Source organism: Mesorhizobium kowhaii (assembly GCF_042431665.1).
GTDB classification, from domain to species: Bacteria; Pseudomonadota; Alphaproteobacteria; order Rhizobiales; family Rhizobiaceae; genus Mesorhizobium; species Mesorhizobium kowhaii.
This window is the reverse complement of sequence record NZ_JBHLYT010000033.1, coordinates 105,831-120,330: the sequence shown is the minus strand read 5'-3', so window position 1 is coordinate 120,330 and position 14,500 is coordinate 105,831. Positions and strand designations below refer to the sequence as shown.

The following is a 14,500-nucleotide window of genomic DNA, read 5'->3' as shown; positions in this document are numbered from 1 at the left end:
GGGTCTTTTGCTTTTTGCAGAACGCTTCTCTCTTTGTCTTGACGCAAATCCGGACGGCTACACACTCTTCCTGGAGTTGCTTAGAGCAATGAGAGAATGAAGCAGGCCATCGCCACGATGGCAGTGATGGTGCGGACGTGGTTCCACATCACCCATTGGCTCAGATGGTTCGCCCACACGGCAGCACCGTTGCTGCTGGCCGGGTCGACGGCGGCGAGCGCATCGTTGAGCGGCACGTTGAAGACCATGGTCACGATCGGGCTGCCGATCAGGTAGATCACCGCGCCGGCAAGCAACCAGTACGAGCCGGACTGGCTCCAGCCCATGATGGCGGCGGCGATAAGCACCAGACAGAGCAGGCCGGTACCGAAAAGCGCCGTCATGAAGGTCGGGGTGATCACGGTGATGTTGATCGAATTCATCGCCGCGATGCCGCTAGGGACGGGCAGTCGGGCAAGCGCCGCCATGATGAAATTGGAAAAGGCGAAAAACACGCCGCCGACGACGCCCGAGCCGATTGCAGCAATGATGGTAAGGGTGGGAAGAAGCTTGATCATCTCAGTTGCTCCAGATGCCGGTTGCGGCGGTTTCATTTGCGTAGGCGGAAAAGTCTTTCGGCGCGCGGCCGAGCACACGCTGGACGCCGTCGGTCAGCGTCTCGTTGCGGCCGTCAAGCACTTCGGTAAACAGCTCGTTGAGCAGCCAGGCGATTTCGGGCGGCAGTTCATGTGCCGCCATCGCGGCGGTGAATTCGTCATGCGAGACCTTGATATAGCGGATGTCACGGCCGGCCGCCTTGGCGATCTCGGCGACCGCGTCGGCGAAGCTCAGGAGCCGCGGCCCGGTCAGTTCATAGAGATGTCCGACATGGCCTTGTTCGGTCAGCGCGACGAAGGCGGCGTCGGCAATGTCGTCGGCATCGACGAAGGGCTCACCGACATTGCCGACCGGCAAGGCCACTTCGCCCTCGAGCAAGGACTCAACGAGGAAGCCTTCGCTGAAGTTCTGCGAAAACCAGGCGCAGCGCAGGATCGTCCAGTCGGCGCCCGAGGCCTTCAGCATCTCTTCGGCGCGCTGGGCTTCCGTCTCGCCGCGGCCGGAGAGCAGCACCAGGCGGGTGACGCCATTGGCCACCGCAAGCCTGGCGAAGGCGCCGACGGTTTCGGCGGCACCCGGCACAGCGATGTCGGGATAGTAGCTGATGTAGACGGCACTTACGCCTTGCATGGCCGGCCCCCAGGTCGCGGGAAGTTCCCAGTCGAAGCGCGGGGTGCCCGAGCGCGAGCCGATGCGCACCGGCAGGCCATGCGCCGTCAACCGCTCGGCGAGGCGGCGGCCGGTCTTGCCGGTGCCGCCGAGGATCAGGATGGGTTTTGATGTCGTGCTGTTCATAGCTGTTTTCCTCTGTTTCAAAATATGAGTAATCCTCACATTTGCAAAACGTGATAAACCCTCGTATTTTGCGAGTCAAGCAATTTTGTTGGCATTGGAGACAGCCATGGAAGACACCGCCGCGCCGGTTTCCCCCCAGGAGCAGATTGCTTCGCCGCGCCGGGCACCGAGCCAGCAGCGCAGCCGCGAGCGGGTCGAGCGCATGCTCGCCGCCGCCTCGGCGCTGATTGCCGAGCAAGGCAGCGATGCCATGCGCATGGGTGAAGTGGCGGAACGGGCAGGGGTGTCGATCGGCTCGCTCTACCAGTTCTTTCCGGACAAGCGGGCGATCATCTGGGCGCTGGCCGAACGCTACACCGTCGAAAGCCAGGCCTGCATCTCGGCGGCACTCGCCGACGTCAGCGACGCCGAAGGCCTGGGCCAAGCATTTTCGGAGCTGGTCGATATCTATTACGGGCTGTTCCTGGCCGAGCCGGTGATGCGCGACATCTGGTCAGGCACGCAGGCCGACAAGGCGCTGCGCCAGCTCGAACTCGCCGACAGCCGCGCCAACGCCGAATTCCTCACCGCGGTGCTGAAGCGGCTGCGGCCCGCGGCGGATCCGGCGGCGCTGGAAACCACGGCGTTTCTGGTCTGGCAAATGGGCGAGGCCGCCATGCGGCTGGCGATCTCGGTCGACAGGCAAGAGGGCGACAGACTGGTCGCCGCCTACAAGCGCATGGCACTGCGGGAGTTGTTGGCCGAGTAGGGAGCGAAAGCGGAGCTTCGGCGAAGCAACAAAAAACCCGCCTCGAGGGCGGGTTTTCCAATCTACGAAAAAGGTCGTCGGGCTTAGAGGCCGAAACCTTCGAAACGCTTCTTGAACTTCGACAGGCGGCCGCCGCGGTCGAGCAGCGTCTGCTGGCCGCCGGTCCAGGCCGGGTGGGTGGTCGGGTCGATATCGAGGTTCATCGTATCGCCTTCCTTGCCCCAGGTCGAACGGGTCATGTATTCGGTGCCGTCGGTCATGACGACCTTGATGGTGTGGTAATCGGGATGGATATCGGTCTTCATGGTTCGGTTCCTGGCTTGCCGGCGCTGCCGACGGGCATGAAGCCTGCGTCGATGCGCCCCTTTTTAAAACTCGAAGCCGCAGCTATTGAGGAGCCACGGCTTCTAAAACGGTCGGCGAGCCTATACATCAGCCGGAATTGAATCACAAGGCCGCGGCAAGCGCATATTGAGGCGCATAGCCCAAAGGCGGCTAGAGGAAACATTGGAATGGCGCAAACCAGCAGCGCAGACGAGCGCCGGCGCTCGCTCAAGCCGCTCAGGCGCCTGTTCCCGTACATCACGCATTATCGCACACTGGTCGTAGGCGCCGTCATCTCGCTGGTCATTGCCGCGGCAACGACACTGGCGCTGCCACTGGCCGTGCGGCGCATGATCGATCATGGTTTCTCGTCGGCCAACACCATCTTCATCGCCGAATATTTCGCTGCCCTTGTGGCGATGGCCGCCGTGCTGGCGGCGGCATCGGCCAGCCGCTATTATTTCGTCATCACGCTCGGCGAGCGCGTCGTCGCCGATATTAGGCGCGATGTCTTTGCCCATGTGACGACACTGTCGCCGTCCTTCTTCGACACCGCCCAGTCCGGCGAGATCGTTTCGCGGCTCGCCGCCGACACCACGCAGGTCAAGTCGGCGGTCGGGGCGACGGCCTCGGTGGCGCTGCGCAACGTCATCCTTGGCCTCGGTGCCGTGGGGATGATGGTCGTCACCAGCCCGAAACTGTCCGGCCTAGTCATTGCCGCTATCCCGGTCATCGTGCTGCCGCTGGTCGCCTTCGGCCGCTCGGTGCGGCGCAAGTCGCGGCAGGCGCAGGATACGCTTGCCGATGCCACAGCCTATGCCAGCGAGCAGATCGGCGCGGTGCGCACCTTGCAGGCCTTCACCAATGAGAAGCTGGTCACCGGGCATTTCTCCGGCGCCGTGGAAGCCGCTTTCGAGGCGGCGCGCTCCTCGATCTTCGCGCGCTCCTTCCTCACCTTCTTTGCCATCTTCACGATCTTCTCGTCTGTCGTGGCGGTGCTGTGGTTCGGCTCGCGCGACGTGCTCGCCGGCAATCTGTCGCCAGGCACGCTCGGCCAGTTCCTGCTCTATTCGGTGTTCGCCGCCGGTGCGCTCGGCGCGCTGTCGGAAGTGTGGGGCGAGCTTGCGCAGGCGGCGGGTGCTTCCGAACGGCTGACCGAGATCCTGGCCGAGAAGCCGGCGATCCAGGCGCCGGCCGATCCGAAGCCGCTGCCGGCGGTCGCCAAGGGCGCGATCGTCTTCGAAGATGTCTCCTTCTCCTACCCGGCCAGGCCCGATCGCGCTGCCGTGCACGGCTTGAGCTTTCAGGTCATGCCCGGCGAGACTGTGGCGATCGTCGGCCCGTCAGGGGCCGGCAAGAGCACGGTCTTTTCGCTGATCCTGCGCTTCTACGATCCTGAAACCGGCAAGATCCTGATCGACGGCGTCGATGTGCGCGAAGCCGATCCCGTCTCGGTTCGCGAGCGAATCGCCATCGTGCCGCAGGATGTCACCATCTTCGCGGCGAGCGCGCGCGACAATATCGGCTTTGGCCGGCCGGGCGCCAGCGAGGCCGAGATCGAGACGGCGGCGAAGGACGCGCTGGCCGACGAATTCATCCTCAAGCTCGAAAAGGGCTATGACAGCCAGGTCGGCGAGCGCGGCGTGACGCTGTCCGGCGGCCAGCGCCAGCGGGTGGCGATCGCTCGCGCCATCCTGCGCGACGCGCCGATCCTGCTGCTCGACGAGGCAACCTCGGCGCTCGACGCCGAAAGCGAGACGCTGGTGCAGATGGCGCTGGAACGCCTGATGCAAGGGCGCACCACCATCGTCATCGCCCACCGTCTGGCGACGGTGCTGAAGGCCGACAGGATCCTGGTCATGGACGGCGGCCGCATCGTCGAGGAAGGCACGCATCAGAGCCTCGTCGCCAAGGGTGGCATCTATGCGCGGCTGGCCAAGCTGCAGTTCGAAACCGGCGCCAGCGCCTTCAAGGGCGCGGCTGAATAGGCATTTCCGGCGGGACTCAGTTTGCTTCGGGCTCGGCGTAGGCGAAGTTGTAGTTCCAGCCGGAATTGTCACTCATCTTCTTTCGTGATCGGAGATAGGCTCCGATATTCTTGGCGGGAACCCGATCGCTGATGGTCTTGAGGTACCAGTCGACCTGAAATTCGGTTGGCGTACTGGACCAGCGCGCCTTGAAGGCGACGTAGGGCGTAATCACGTCGTCGGATTTCTCGGGCCCAACGAATTGTGCCTTCAGGTTTCTGACGATGCATTGATGACGCTTGAACATGGGGCTGCCGAGCCAAACCGGACCGATCCTGCCGACCATATCCGGCGCCGGCAAATTGCTGATGCCAACATCCGCCTTCAGCGGAAAGTTCGTGACGAGATCATCGGTGTCGAGCGCCTCTGTCGGCAACTCGTAGGATTCGACTATCGTGACGACGTTCTGATCGCGGTCGTCGTTTGTCGACAACGTCGCCAGGCTTGTCATCCCGGGATACTGGCGGTTGTAGTACTGTAGGTAGTCGTCGGCGAGCTTTGTGGCCGATTGCGAAACCAACCTGTATCGCATGCTGTCGGCATCCGCATCGCGATAGGTCGTACTGACTGTCAGGTTGAGCGGCTCGCCCTTGAATTTGGGAAAGTCAAAAGCCTCGCTGACGAAGGTGGTCGGCTGAAAAAGTTCCTCGCGCTCGATTCTCTCCATCTGCGCGTTGCCGGCGACGATCGGCAAGGCAAAGCCATAGTCGGGCGGGACGAGGTTCTCGGCCCTGCCGCCCTGGAGAAAGTTGGTCGCATCGATCCAGTAAGTCTGGCCGCCGATGACGGCCTTGACGATGACGTGGTCAAACGCGCGAATTGTTGGAAGAACGTCGCCGAGTGCAAATCCGTCGTCCAGGTCTGTCAGCGCCGGGTTTGCCTGGACACCCAGCCGCCGCAGGCTGGAGGCAAGAAGCAAGGCCTTGTCCTTGCAGTCGCCGAAGCCGCTCTTGACCACCACATCGGGGCTGCGGGGGATGTAGGAGCCGCGGCCCATCGACAGGCTCACATAGCGAATGGTGTCCTGAACCAGGCGCATCGCCTCGATCATCCGATCTTCCGGCTTGGCGTATCTGGCGGCGATGTCGTCCAGTTTCGAGGCGAATTCGGCCGGCAGTTCCTGATCGAGCCGGTAGTAGGGCAGAACCGCGTCGACGTGGCCGCACCGCGCTCGAGCCCGGTGCGATCGACGATCTTGTAGGCATAGCGGTCAAATGCCTCGAGACCGCCTGGCCGTTGCCGGATCTGATACTCCGACAAAAGATTGGATATGCCGTTCTTGATCTGGCTGTCGAAGCGCGGGTCCGGCTTGGGAAGCTCGACCCGATCGATCCAGCCGCCAGGACTGCCCTTGTGGATTTCGGCGTCGGCCATGGCCGGCGAACAGAAAATGGCAAAGGCAATCAAGACGAAAAGCCGCGTGATCGCAGAAGATATCACTGGAAAGCACCCCGCCCGAACAATCCGGCCGTCTCGCAAGATACTGTCGGATACTACCAGTGATAGAAAAGTAGAGACGATCCCGCAAGACACAGGAAGCTGTCGCCGCCCAGCGATGACGCCCGTTGTATCCAGGAATTGCCGACGGCATCAGCCGATCACCGAAATCGAGAAAGGCCGATGTGGCCGGGTTCATCCGCCGTATCGCTGCTTCAGATGGTTCACGAAATAGGTGGCGTCAAGCTTTTCGCCGGTGGCGCGTTCGAGCAGGTCCGGCGTCGACCAGCGTGACCCCTGCGACCAGATTTTTTCGCGGCGCCAGGCGTTGATTGACTCGAAATTGCCTTTGGCAAGATCGTCATCGGCGGCGGGATGCTCGCGCGTCAGCGCCGCCCATTGCTGCGCCGCCATCATCGCGCCCAGCGTGTAGGAGGGGAAGTAGCCGAAGGCGGCACCCGGCCAGTGCACGTCCTGCATCGGCCCGTCGGCCGGATTGTCGATGGTCGAGAGGCCGAGATAGTCGCGCATCTTGGCGTCCCAGGCTTCGGGCAGGTCGGCCACCTCCAGCCTGCCGGAGACGAGCTCCTGCTCCAGTTCGTAGCGCAGGATGACATGCAGCGGGTAGGTCACCTCGTCGGCATCGACCCGGATCAGGCCGCGCTCGACGCGATGCACATGCGGCAGGATGTCGTCGAGCGACCAGGCTTCGCCGAGATGCTTTTCGACCACCGGCAGCGCCCAGCGCCAGAAAGCCGGGTTGCGGCCGAGTTGCTTTTCGACGAACAGGCTCTGGCTTTCATGCACGGCCATGCCGCGCGCCTTGCCGAGCGGCCAGTGCGCCCATGCATTCGGCAGGTTCTGTTCATACAGCGCATGGCCGGTCTCGTGCAGAACGCCCATCAATGCCGACAGGAAGTCTGAGGTCTTGTAGCGGGTGGTGATGCGCACGTCGCTCGGCACGCCGCCGCAGAAGGGATGGTGCGATACCGACAGCGACCCGTGCGTCAGGTCGAAGCCGACCGCCGCCATCATGGCAAGGCCGAGCTCGCGTTGCCGGTCGATCGCATAGGTGCCCGAAAGCGGCTTCAGCGGGCGCTTGCGCAGCCGCGCTTCCTGTATCGCCAGTGCCTCCGGCACGAAGCCTTTCAGGAAAGCCTTGAGATCGGTGAAGACAGGCGTGATGTCGGCGGCGCGGTTGCCGGGGTCGTATTGCTCCATCAGCGCGTCATAGGGGGCGAGACCGAGCACGTCGGCACGCAGCGACGCCTCTTCGCGCACCAGCGCCACCACGCCCTCGAGCGCCGGCAGGAAGCCCGCCCAGTCGTTCTTGGCGCGCAGGTCGCGCCACAGTTGCTCGCAGCGCATGCGCGCGGTCGTCTGACGTTCGACGAATTCGACTGGCAGGCAGGTCAGATTGGTGTACTGCCGCCGCAATTCGGCAACGGCGGCCCGTTGCTCTTCACTCAACGCTTCCTGTTCGGCCGCGGCGATCCAGTCAGCGATTTCCGGTGCAGTTGCCCTGGTGTGATACATGCCGGCCAGTGACGACATTGCCTCGGCGCGCTTCTCGCCGCCGCCGACAGCCATGTGCGTGGCCTCGTCGGCGCCGAGGATGGCCAGCGCATGCTCGAGCGCTTCGAGCTTGTGGCCGAGGTCATCGAGTTTCTGAAAGGACATGGCTGCTTCCGTGATTGAGGACGGCGCGAAAAGATACCAACGCAAAAGCGTTTGCAACCCTGCGACCCTGTGCGGCGGACACATCTTGCGCGGGTGAGGTCACGCGTGAAATGCTGCCGGCGACGCATGGAGAGGGAACAACATGATCGGCAACATCCTGGTTGGGCTGGTGGCCTTGATCCATGTCTACATCGTCTATCTCGAAATGGTGCTGTGGGACACGCCGCGCGGGCACAAGGCATTCAATCTGACGCCCGAATTCGCCAGCGCCTCGAAGGTGCTTGCCGCCAATCAGGGCCTCTACAACGGCTTCCTCGCCGCCGGCCTGATCTGGGGGCTTTACCTCGGCGCTGCCGGTTTTCAGATCAAGGTTTTCTTCCTGTTGTGCGTGGCCATTGCCGGCCTCTATGGCGCGGCAACGGTTGGCCGCAAGATCCTGTTCATCCAGACCGTGCCGGCGGTGGTTGCCCTGATTGCAGTCTGGCTGGACTGGTAGGAAATTGGGCTGGTAGGAAAAAGGACGCCCGCGGGATTGGGTCCCGAAGGCGCCGGGTAGGCCCTTCCTTTTGGTTTCAGGCGGGATGGCCTCAGCCGTTCGGATAGTGTCCGCCGTCGTCGCCATCGCCCATCAGGAAACCGCTGCCGGTATCGACCCGCAGCCGCTGGTCGACATTGTCGAGACGGCGCAGCAGGTCATGGTATTGCGCGGCCGGTATCCTGCCGTGATCCGATGCCGCTATCTTCTCTGCCGCCTTACCGATGCGGGCGGTCTGCATTTCCAGGCGCTCGGCCACGGCCGGCGTAATGTTGTTGGCCTGCCTGGCGTCGACTATGCCCTCGCGGACGCCCTGAACCTGTTCGATGAGACCCTCGACGCGCGGGCCCGTAAGGTCGGTCGGGTCGGTGGCCTCGAGAGCGCCCTTGTGATGGCCCGCGGCATAGGCGCCGGCAATCGGAATGGCGATGAGGAACGCCGTGAGTGTTGCAGTTCTAAGCGAGGTGCTGGGAATAAAAGAGCGCATCTTCGCGTCTCCTCCTGAAGAGGAAGGTGGCGGTTCCTTCGCCTGCCTTCCAGCCGAGGGCCGTCCGGTTCCGTCGCGTCGCGATGAGGGGGATTCATCGCCGGCGGTTCTCGGCCCAGGCGGGAAGCTAGGATCGCACAGCGACGATGTGTAATTAAAAAAAGATAATCTTTTCAGGCCTTGCCGGCCTCGGACTGCGCCCTAGAGTTGAGCCGGCGAACAAATTCGCGTGATGCCGCGTGATGATGGATCAACGTTCGGTGAGCTTCAGTTCAATACGCCGGTTCTTGTTGCGCGCCTCTTCGGTGTCGGCGGGGTCGAGCGGCTGGAACTCGCCGAAGCCGGCGGCGACCAGGCGGTTGGCCGGCACGCCGTTCTCGATCAGGAATTTCACCACCGAGGTCGAACGCGCCGTCGACAGCTCCCAGTTGTCGCGGTAGCGGCCGGTGCCGGAGAGCGGCTTGTTGTCGGTATGGCCGTCGACGCGCAGCACCCAGTTGATCTCGGGCGGGATCTCCTTCTGCAGCTCGATGATGGCGTCGGCGAGTTTCTTCATCTCGACCTTGCCGGCATCGTTGATAACCTCGGAGCCGGTCGGAAACAGCACTTCGGACTGGAACACGAAGCGGTCGCCGACGATGCGGATGTTCTCGCGGTCGGCGAGGATTTCGCGCAAGCGGCCGAAGAAGTCGGAGCGGTAGCGGTTCAATTCCTGCACGCGCTGCGCCAGTGCTACGTTCAGGCGGCGGCCGAGATCGGCGATCTTGGTGTTGGAATCACGGTCACGGGTTTCGGAGACGTTGAGCGCATCCTCAAGCGCGCCGATCTGCTTGCGCAGTGCTGCAATCTGCTGGTTGAGGATCTCGACCTGGCTCAGCGCCTGCTGACTGATCTGGCGCTGGCTGTCGAGCTCGCCCGAAAGTGCGACGGCACGCTGGTTGGCGGCGTCGCCGGCGCCAGCACCTTGCGCCAGCAATTGTTCGAGCCGGCCTTTTTCGGCTTCCGCCGCCGACAGCGATGCCTGCAGATTGGCAAGCGAATCTTCCTTGTCCTGCGCGGTCGAACGCTCCAGCGCCAGAAGCTGGGTCAGTTCGTTGATCTGCGAGTTGAGGCGCGAGAGCGCCGTGTCCTTGCCGGAGATTTCGCGGCCGAGCAGGAACTGCGCCAGCACGAAGACGGTGAGCAGGAACATGATCGCCAGAAGCAGCGTCGACAGCGCGTCGACGAAGCCCGGCCAGTAATCGATGCGGCGATCGCGCCGCCCACGTGCCAGCGCCACGTCAATGCACCCCGGGCTTCTTCAGGGCGTCGGCGATCTTTTCCAGCGTGTTGCGCATTGCCTTCTGTTCGTCGGACTGGGCCTCGACCCAGTCGCGCATGATCTGCTGCTCGGAGCGCATGTTCTTGACTAGGCCGGAAATGCCGTCGGCGAGATTGGCCATGGCAGTGGCGACGCGCGGATTGGAGCCGCCGCCATTCTCCTGCATGCTGCGCAGCCTTTCCGACAAAACCCGGATCTCGTCAGAGGATTCGGTCTTGGCCGGGTCCGAGACGACGATGTCGGACGACAGATCGGTGACCGAGGACAGCCAGTTTTCCAGTTCGGTGTAGAAGCGCGTCTGGGCGCGGCCGGCCTGCAGGTCGAGGAAGCCGAGCACCAGCGAGCCGGACAGGCCGAACAGCGAGGACGAGAAGGCCGTGCCCATGCCGGCCAGCGGCGCCGAAAGCCCTTGCTTCAGCGAATCGAGCACCGCAGCAGCGTCGCCTGTACCCGGATCGAGCGATTCGATGGTCTCGCGGATCGAGGCGATGGTGTTCAAGAGGCCCCAGAAAGTGCCGAGCAGGCCGAGGAACACCAGCAGGCCGACGAGATAGCGCGAGGTGTCACGGCTTTCGTCGAGGCGTGTGGCGATGGAATCGAGCATGGTGCGCATCGAACTGGTCGAGAAGGCCGTCGCGGAGGAGCGGCCGATCATCGCCTTCATCGGCGCCAGCAGCACCGGTTCGGTGGTCTCCGAGCCGGCACGGAAGGAGTTGACCCAGCGCACTTCGCGAAACAGCCGTCCGACCTGGCCGAAGGCCAAGAGGATGCCGACCACCAGCACGCCGACGATCAGGCCGTTGAGGCCGGGATTGCTGCCAAAGGCAGTCGAGATCTGGCGGGTCAGGATGGCGGCGATGAAGGCGACGATGACCAGGAAGATCATCATGGTCAGCAGAAAGACCTGCGGGCTCGACAATTTGTGCGGATCGTAGATCAGGACATCAGAGCGTCTGCCCATGCCGAAGGATCTGAGAAAAGCCATTCGTGCCCCGTTTCCGATGCCGCCGCCGATCACGTAGACCGCGACTCTAAACGGAATTGTGACCAAATTGAATGGCGCTTGGCAATATTGCCGCGTCGATAAGTCTGTGTCAGAGGCGATTGATGACCAGACAGTCGACCATGGCGGCCCGATGCAGGCCAGCGCCGGTGACGACGAAGCCGTGCCACAGTGCATTGTGGAAGCGCAATCCCTTCCAGGCGAAGAAGATGACGCCGCAGGAATAGACGATGCCGCCGGCGACGATGAGCGCGAGCGATGTCGTCGGCAAAGTCTGGACAAGCGGCTTCACCAGGACGATGCCGCTCCAGCCGATGGCGAGATAGAAGACGATCGCCAGCCGGTCGAAACGGCCCGGGAAAAACACCTTGATGGCGATGCCCAGCGCTGCGGCGGTCCAGACGAGGACGATCATCCAGCGCGCCAGCGGCGAGCCTTCGAGCTGAGCCAGGAAAGGCGTGTAGGTCGCGGCGATCAGGAGATAGATCGCAGCATGGTCGAAGCGCCGCAAGATCCATTTCACCGGCGACGACACCGGCCACAGATTGTAGGTAAGCGACACCGACAGCACGGTGAGCAGCGAAACCACATAGAAGGCGGCGGCGATATATTCGCCCGGCCCGACACGAAAGGCCGCCAGCGCCAGCAGTGCCGAACCGACCGAGATCGCCAGCACGATGCCGACCGCATGGACGATGCCGTCGGCGATCATCTCGGCGCGCGAATAGTGCCAGCGTCCGATGAACGGGATGTCGGGGTAAGGTTGGTTGTCTTTCACTGCCGGGTTCCTGCGCCGCGCCTTCCAATTTGGGCGCTCGCCGGGCAGTATTTCAAGCTTCCATTGCGGTTTTGCGACTGCGGCGCATCAGCGCGGCGTGTCAGTCAGCGCGCCGAGAGCGGCTTCTTCACGGCCTTCAGCAAAGCGCGCTGGATGACCTCGTTGCCGGCGACCACCGAGCCGTGGTCAAGCATGTCCTGGCCTCCGTCCATGTCCGAAACGAAGCCACCCGCCTCGCGGATCAGCAGCAGGCCGGCGGCGACGTCCCAGGCCGACAGGCCGGTTTCCCAGAACCCGTCCATTCGGCCGGCGGCGACATAGGCGAGATCGAGCGAGACGGCACCCATGCGGCGCACGCCCGAGACCTCCGCCATGACGTTGCGCAGTTCGACGAGGAAATTGCCGTGGTGGCCGCGGCCAAGGTGCGGCACGCCGCAGCCGATCACCGTGTCGACCAGCTTGATGCGGCCGGCGACGCGCAAGCGGCGGTCGTTCATGAAGGCGCCGCCACCGCGTTCGGCGGTGTAGAGTTCGTCCATTGCCGGGTTGTAGATGACGCCGGCAACGATCTGCCCCTGGCGTTCCAGCGCGATCGAAACGGCAAAGAGCGGGATGCCGTGCAGGAAATTGGTGGTGCCGTCGAGCGGGTCGACGATCCAGCGGTGCTGGCCGTCGTCGCCTTCGACCACGCCGCGCTCTTCCATCAGGAAGGCATAGCCCGGCCGTGCCTTCGACAGCTCGGCAAAGACGATGTCCTCGGCCTTGCGGTCGGCCTGGCTGACATAGTCGCCAGGGCCTTTCATCGAAACCTGCAGGTTCTGCACCTCGCCGAAGTCGCGCGACAGCGAGCGGCCGGCTTTCATTGCGGCCTGGACCATGACGTTGAGAAGGGCTGAGCGTGCCATATCGTTGGAAACTCCGAGAGCTTGGGGCGGATCAACTCAAACTGGATCGCGCCCCCGCTTCATATGCTTGTTTTTTGAAGCATGATCTCATCCGAAAAGTCTGCAACTTTTTGCTGCGCTGACCTTCGGGTCGGGACCATGCCTAGATTGGTTCATCGTCTCACGGAAACGCCGAACCGCTCTATCTCCTTGTTTGTCGCAATTCCCAAGGGAAAGCGCTATGCGCTTTTCCTGGGAAAACCGTTTCACACTTTTCCTGGAATTGCCCTAGTCGGCGCGGCGCACGTAGGTGATTTCGTTGGTGTCGACGATGATGCGCTCGCCGGCGCCGATGAATGGCGGCACCAGCACACGGATGCCGTTTTCCAGCATCGCCGGCTTGTAGGACGAAGCCGCCGTCTGGCCCTTCACCACCGGGTCCGCCTCGGTGATGGTCAGCGTCACATAGTCGGGCAAGGAGATGCCGATCGGCCTTTCGTCATAGAGCTGGACCGTCACCATCATGCCGTCCTGCAGGAAGGCGGCGCGGTCGCCGACGAAGTCCTTGTTCAATTCGAGCTGCTCGTAGCTTTGGGTGTCCATGAACACCAGCGCGTCTTCCTGCGCGTAGAGGAAGGAAAAATCCTTCAGGTCGAGCCGGATCTGCTCGACGGTCTCGGCCGAGCGGAAGCGCTCGTTGAGCTTGGTACCGTTGATGAGGTTCTTCAGCTCGACCTGGTTGTAGGCGCCGCCCTTGCCGGGCTTGACGGTGTTGGTCCTGACCGCCACCCAAAGGCCGCCATCATGCTCGATGACGTTGCCGGGACGGATTTCGTTGCCATTGATCTTGGCCATAGTGATCTGATCCGGAATGAGATGTTCGCCGAGAAAGCGAATTCGGGGCTCCCAAGACCACAAATCGCCAGAAGAGGCAAGGGAGCGGGCAGGCTGGGGCCAAGCGCCGGGAATGAAGCACCGAGGTCGGGGGTCTGGATATGCAGTGCCGTAGAAGGCAGGGTCAGGCGTCGTGGTTGATAACCGCACCGACGGATTTGGCGACGGCATCGGCGACCTTTGTCAGTCGATGGATGTGCGGCGACCGCATGACAACGACCTGCATGGACAGGTCGAGATCACCTGCCTCGATGAGCATCACGCCCCTCGGCAAGTGCTGACGCAGAAGGCGCATGGGCATGAGGCCGAGTCCGTGGCCCCTTCGCACCCACTCCATCTGCATGGCCGGGTCCTGGATTTCGGCGGCGATGGATAATCTCCTTCTGTCTTCGCCCAGGACGGCAAGCAGCCGTTGGCGCGCGTCGCAAGGCGGGGGGCTCAAGACCCAGGCCGCATCTGCAAGATCGGTCGCCGGGCCGACCTGCTTGCCGGCCACGATGCCGAGGCGCTCCGTGCCGATGGCACCCTCGCTGCTTTCGCCGGTGTTTGCGCGCAGCACGATGGCGACATCGAGCTGCCCGCGATCAAACTGGTAGACGAGTTCGGCGCTCCAGCCGGTCTTGAGGCGCAGCGACACGTTTGGAAACAACGCGGCGGCATTGGCAATGGCCCCCGCCACATCCCTGTCGGAGAGGCCGTGGGCAAGGCCGAGGCGAAGCACCCCTTCAGGCTCGGCGCTGCCGGCGAAGGATTTCAGCGCTTCGACCGAAGCGAGAATGTCGCGGCCGCGAGCCAGTACGTCCAGGCCTGCCTGGGTCAGCCGCGGCGGCTTCTGCCGCCGGTCGAGCAGTGTGGTGGCGAGCATGTCCTCCAGCCGCTGGATCTGCCGGGTTACGGCAGGCTGCGTCAGTGGCAGGCGGCGGGCCACTTTCTGGATCGAGCCTTCCTCGGCGAAGAGGACGAGCGTGCGCAGTTCCTCGAGCATCCGTT

The 14,500-nt window shown here is 63.2% G+C and carries 16 protein-coding genes; 3 read left to right on the top strand and 13 right to left on the bottom strand.

What is annotated here, in order from left to right:
• Positions 1-80: 80 nt before the first annotated feature.
• Together ACFFNA_RS20070 and ACFFNA_RS20065 are read right to left on the bottom strand one after the other, a co-directional pair.
• Positions 81-557 (bottom strand): anthrone oxygenase family protein, encoded by a 477-nt coding sequence (locus tag ACFFNA_RS20070; protein ID WP_378920999.1) that lies wholly within the window; start codon positions 555-557, stop codon positions 81-83.
• A 1-nt stretch (position 558) separates the two neighbouring features.
• Positions 559-1,392, bottom strand: a complete 834-nt coding sequence (locus tag ACFFNA_RS20065; RefSeq protein WP_111548343.1) for an NAD(P)H-binding protein — start codon at positions 1,390-1,392, stop codon at positions 559-561.
• A 106-nt stretch (positions 1,393-1,498) separates the two neighbouring features.
• Between ACFFNA_RS20065 and ACFFNA_RS20060 the strand changes: the two genes are divergently transcribed.
• On the top strand, positions 1,499-2,140 hold the full coding sequence (locus ACFFNA_RS20060) for a TetR/AcrR family transcriptional regulator (RefSeq protein ID WP_378920998.1): 642 nt from the start codon (positions 1,499-1,501) through the stop codon (positions 2,138-2,140).
• Between the two features lie 83 nt (positions 2,141-2,223).
• On the opposite strand, the gene rpmE is transcribed toward ACFFNA_RS20060, so the two are convergent.
• Positions 2,224-2,445: a 50S ribosomal protein L31 gene (rpmE, locus tag ACFFNA_RS20055; RefSeq protein WP_006327661.1), complete on the bottom strand. Its 222-nt coding sequence runs from the start codon at positions 2,443-2,445 to the stop codon at positions 2,224-2,226.
• Positions 2,446-2,652: 207 nt separating this feature from the next.
• Between rpmE and ACFFNA_RS20050 the strand changes: the two genes are divergently transcribed.
• Positions 2,653-4,452, top strand: a complete 1,800-nt coding sequence (locus ACFFNA_RS20050; protein WP_378920993.1) for an ABC transporter transmembrane domain-containing protein — start codon at positions 2,653-2,655, stop codon at positions 4,450-4,452.
• A gap of 16 nt (positions 4,453-4,468) precedes the next feature.
• Here ACFFNA_RS20050 and ACFFNA_RS20045 read toward each other — a convergent pair whose 3' ends face one another.
• The 3 genes from ACFFNA_RS20045 to ACFFNA_RS20035 all read right to left on the bottom strand — a co-directional run bounded on the left by ACFFNA_RS20045 (position 4,469) and on the right by ACFFNA_RS20035 (position 7,608).
• Positions 4,469-5,542: a hypothetical protein gene (locus ACFFNA_RS20045; RefSeq protein ID WP_378920991.1), complete on the bottom strand. Its 1,074-nt coding sequence runs from the start codon at positions 5,540-5,542 to the stop codon at positions 4,469-4,471.
• Positions 5,539-5,931, bottom strand: coding sequence for a hypothetical protein (locus ACFFNA_RS20040; RefSeq protein WP_378920989.1), 393 nt, complete (start codon positions 5,929-5,931; stop codon positions 5,539-5,541). The genes ACFFNA_RS20045 and ACFFNA_RS20040 overlap by 4 nt, the downstream gene beginning before the upstream one ends.
• 192 nt (positions 5,932-6,123) lie before the next feature.
• Positions 6,124-7,608: a carboxypeptidase M32 gene (locus ACFFNA_RS20035; RefSeq protein WP_378920987.1), complete on the bottom strand. Its 1,485-nt coding sequence runs from the start codon at positions 7,606-7,608 to the stop codon at positions 6,124-6,126.
• A gap of 142 nt (positions 7,609-7,750) precedes the next feature.
• Between ACFFNA_RS20035 and ACFFNA_RS20030 the strand changes: the two genes are divergently transcribed.
• Positions 7,751-8,104, top strand: coding sequence for a DUF1304 domain-containing protein (locus ACFFNA_RS20030; protein WP_378920985.1), 354 nt, complete (start codon positions 7,751-7,753; stop codon positions 8,102-8,104).
• A 91-nt stretch (positions 8,105-8,195) separates the two neighbouring features.
• Here the strand turns inward: ACFFNA_RS20030 and ACFFNA_RS20025 are convergent, their stop codons facing one another.
• The 7 genes from ACFFNA_RS20025 to ACFFNA_RS19995 form a co-directional block, all read right to left on the bottom strand.
• Entirely contained in the window at positions 8,196-8,630 is a 435-nt protein-coding gene (locus ACFFNA_RS20025) for a hypothetical protein (RefSeq protein WP_378920983.1), read from the bottom strand.
• Positions 8,631-8,880: 250 nt separating this feature from the next.
• On the bottom strand, positions 8,881-9,909 hold the full coding sequence (locus ACFFNA_RS20020; RefSeq protein ID WP_378920981.1) for a peptidoglycan -binding protein: 1,029 nt from the start codon (positions 9,907-9,909) through the stop codon (positions 8,881-8,883).
• A 1-nt stretch (position 9,910) separates the two neighbouring features.
• Positions 9,911-10,936 (bottom strand): MotA/TolQ/ExbB proton channel family protein, encoded by a 1,026-nt coding sequence (locus ACFFNA_RS20015; RefSeq protein ID WP_111548547.1) that lies wholly within the window; start codon positions 10,934-10,936, stop codon positions 9,911-9,913.
• Between the two features lie 109 nt (positions 10,937-11,045).
• Positions 11,046-11,732, bottom strand: coding sequence for a PAQR family membrane homeostasis protein TrhA (gene trhA, locus ACFFNA_RS20010; protein WP_378920979.1), 687 nt, complete (start codon positions 11,730-11,732; stop codon positions 11,046-11,048).
• Positions 11,733-11,836: 104 nt separating this feature from the next.
• Positions 11,837-12,637 (bottom strand): inositol monophosphatase family protein, encoded by an 801-nt coding sequence (locus ACFFNA_RS20005; RefSeq protein ID WP_111548335.1) that lies wholly within the window; start codon positions 12,635-12,637, stop codon positions 11,837-11,839.
• Between the two features lie 267 nt (positions 12,638-12,904).
• On the bottom strand, positions 12,905-13,471 hold the full coding sequence (efp, locus tag ACFFNA_RS20000) for an elongation factor P (RefSeq protein WP_111548334.1): 567 nt from the start codon (positions 13,469-13,471) through the stop codon (positions 12,905-12,907).
• 163 nt (positions 13,472-13,634) lie between these two features.
• On the bottom strand, positions 13,635-14,495 hold the full coding sequence (locus tag ACFFNA_RS19995; RefSeq protein ID WP_378920976.1) for a LysR family transcriptional regulator: 861 nt from the start codon (positions 14,493-14,495) through the stop codon (positions 13,635-13,637).
• Positions 14,496-14,500: the final 5 nt, after the last annotated feature.